The following is a 2,533-nucleotide window of genomic DNA, read 5'->3' on the forward strand; positions in this document are numbered from 1 at the left end:
GGGCCGCGCCCTCGCGCCGCAGCTGCGCAGCACCGCCCTCGGGCCGGACGTCGCCGCCGTGGTCGTCGACGCCGCCACCGGCGACGTGCTGCTCGACCGCGACTCGGCGCAGCCGCGCGTCCCGGCGTCGACCACCAAGCTGCTGACCGCGGCCGCCGTGCTCAGCACGGTCGGCGGCGACACCCGGCTGCCCACCCGCGTGGTGCAGGGCGCGAGCCCGGACGAGGTCGTCCTCGTCGGCGGCGGCGACATGCTGCTCGGCACCGGCGCCTCGCGCGAGGACCGCGTCGTCGGTCACGCGGGTCTGGCCGACCTCGCGGCCCAGGTCGCGAAGGCGCTGGCGGCCGACGGCCGGCACCGGGTCGTGGTCCGCTTCGACGACACGGTCTTCGAGGGGCCGAACACCGCGCCGGCGTGGGCCGCCGGCGACGTGGCGGTGGGCTACACCGGCCGGGTCAGCGCGCTCGGCCTGGGCCGCGACCGCGCCCTGCCCGGCCACCCCGGTCCGGTCGACCCGTCGGCGTCGGCGGCCACGGCCTTCGCGCAGGCGCTGCGCCGCCAGGGCGTCACCGTCGCCGGGACGACGGCCCGCACCAAGGCGGACGGCGGGGCGACCGTGCTCGGCGAGGTGCGGTCGGCGACGGTCGCCGAGGTGCTGGACACCGCCCTGACCGAGAGCGACAACGCGCTGGCCGAGGTCATGGCCAAGCTCACCGCGCACGCGATGGGAAGGCCGACGACCTTCGAGGACTCCGCCCTCGCCGTGCTCGACGCCGTCCAGGCGCTCGGCGTGCAGACCGGCACGACCACGATCGCCGACGGCAGCGGGCTCGGGCAGGGCAGCCGGATCCCGCCGGAGGTGCTCGCCGCCGTGCTCGCGCTCGCGGCCGGACCCGACCAGCCGCGGCTGCGTCCGCTGCTGGCCGGCCTGCCGGTGGCCGGCTTCAGCGGCACCCTCGCCGAGCGCTTCGACCGGCCGGCGACGCACGCGGCGGCCGGCGTGGTGCGGGCCAAGACCGGCACGCTCACCGGCGTCAGCACGCTGGCCGGCACGACCGTCGACCGCGACGGCCGGCTGCTCGTCTTCGTGCTCATGGCCGACCGCGTGCCCGCCGGGGGCACGATCGCGGCCCGCCGCGCGTCGGACCAGGTGGCCGCGGCGCTCGCCGCCTGCGGCTGCCGCTGATCCACCCGGCTCGGGTCGCGGCCGGACGAGCGCACCGGGAGGATCGCCCGCATGAGCGAGGAGCTGCTGGACCGACTGGTCGACTGGGACCTGGCGGCGGCGACGGCCCGCCGCCTGGCCCGCCCCGGTCCGGTGGTCGACGCCGCCGAGGCCGCGGACGTCGTCGCCGAGCTGCGCGCGAGCGCCGTGGCCGCCCGCCCCCACGTGCGGGCCATCACCGGTCTCGAGGCGCGCGACGACGACCCCGTGGTGCTCGTGGTCGACCGGCCGCGCTGGGTCGAGGCCAACCTGCAGACGCTGCGCGCCATGCTCGCGCCGGTCGTCACGAAGCTGGCCGACCGCCGTCCGGGCCAGCCCAACGCCGTCCTGGCCGCGGTGGGCGGCAAGGTCACCGGCGCCGAGGCCGGCGGCCTGCTCGCCTTCTTGTCGAGCAAGGTGCTGGGGCAGTACGACATCGCGCCCGGCGGCACGCCGCGGCTGCTGCTCGTCGCCCCCAACCTCGTGCACGTCGAGCGCGAGATGGGCGTCGACCCGCACGACTTCCGGCTCTGGGTGTGCCTGCACGAGGAGACCCACCGCGTGCAGTTCACGGCCGTGCCGTGGCTGCGCCAGCACCTGCTCGACCAGGCGACGTCGCTGGCCGGCGACCTCGCCCCGGACCCGGCCAGCCTGGTCAGCACCCTCGAGGACGCCGCCCGCCGGCTGCCCGAGGTGCTGCGCGGCCAGGGCGGCTCGCTGGTCGACCTGTTCGCCAGCCCGGCCCAGCGCGAGCGGCTGCGCGGCGTCGTGGCCATCATGTCCCTGCTCGAGGGGCACGCGGACGTCGTCATGGACGAGGTCGGCCCCGAGGTCGTGCCGTCGGTGGCGACGATCCGCGCCCGGTTCACGGCCCGCCGGGCCGGCGTCGACCCGTTCGACCGGCTGCTGCGGCGGCTGCTCGGCCTGGAGGACAAGATGCGCCAGTACCGCGACGGCGCGCGGTTCGTGCGCGGCGTCGTCGAGCAGGTGGGCATGGAGGGCTTCAACCAGGTGTGGACCTCGCCCCAGACGCTGCCCTCGCCCGAGGAGGTCGCCGACCCGCGGGCCTGGGTGCGCCGGGTGCACGGCTGATCGGGGCGGACGCGCCGCCCCCTGCACCTACGCTGGCGCCGTGACCGGCCCGGACCCCGCCGTCGCCGCCGTGCGCGTCGCGGTGCGCGCCGCGCTGGCCGACGTCCGGGCGGGCGGGCTCGTGCTCGTCGGGGTCAGCGGTGGCGCCGACTCGCTGGCGCTCGCGGCCGCGACGGCGTTCGAGGCGCCGCGGGCCGGGCTGAGCGCCGGTGCGGTCGTCGTCGACCACGGCCTGCA

2 protein-coding genes and 1 pseudogene are annotated in these 2,533 nt (G+C 78.0%); all 3 read left to right on the plus strand.

Translation table 11 applies throughout. The annotated features are described in order from the left end of the window. Positions 1-1,186, plus strand: a 1,186-nt coding sequence (dacB, locus tag ACYVJ4_RS18555) for a D-alanyl-D-alanine carboxypeptidase/D-alanyl-D-alanine endopeptidase (RefSeq protein ID WP_460461528.1), incomplete at its 5' end; no start/stop codon positions are given. A 51-nt stretch (positions 1,187-1,237) separates the two neighbouring features. Beyond that, complete coding sequence (locus tag ACYVJ4_RS18560) at positions 1,238-2,296, plus strand: zinc-dependent metalloprotease (protein ID WP_460461529.1); 1,059 nt, start codon at positions 1,238-1,240, stop codon at positions 2,294-2,296. Between the two features lie 40 nt (positions 2,297-2,336). Beyond that, positions 2,337-2,533 (plus strand): annotated as a pseudogene (locus ACYVJ4_RS18565) (tRNA lysidine(34) synthetase TilS); the annotation flags it as partial.

The organism is Angustibacter peucedani (assembly GCF_054779595.1).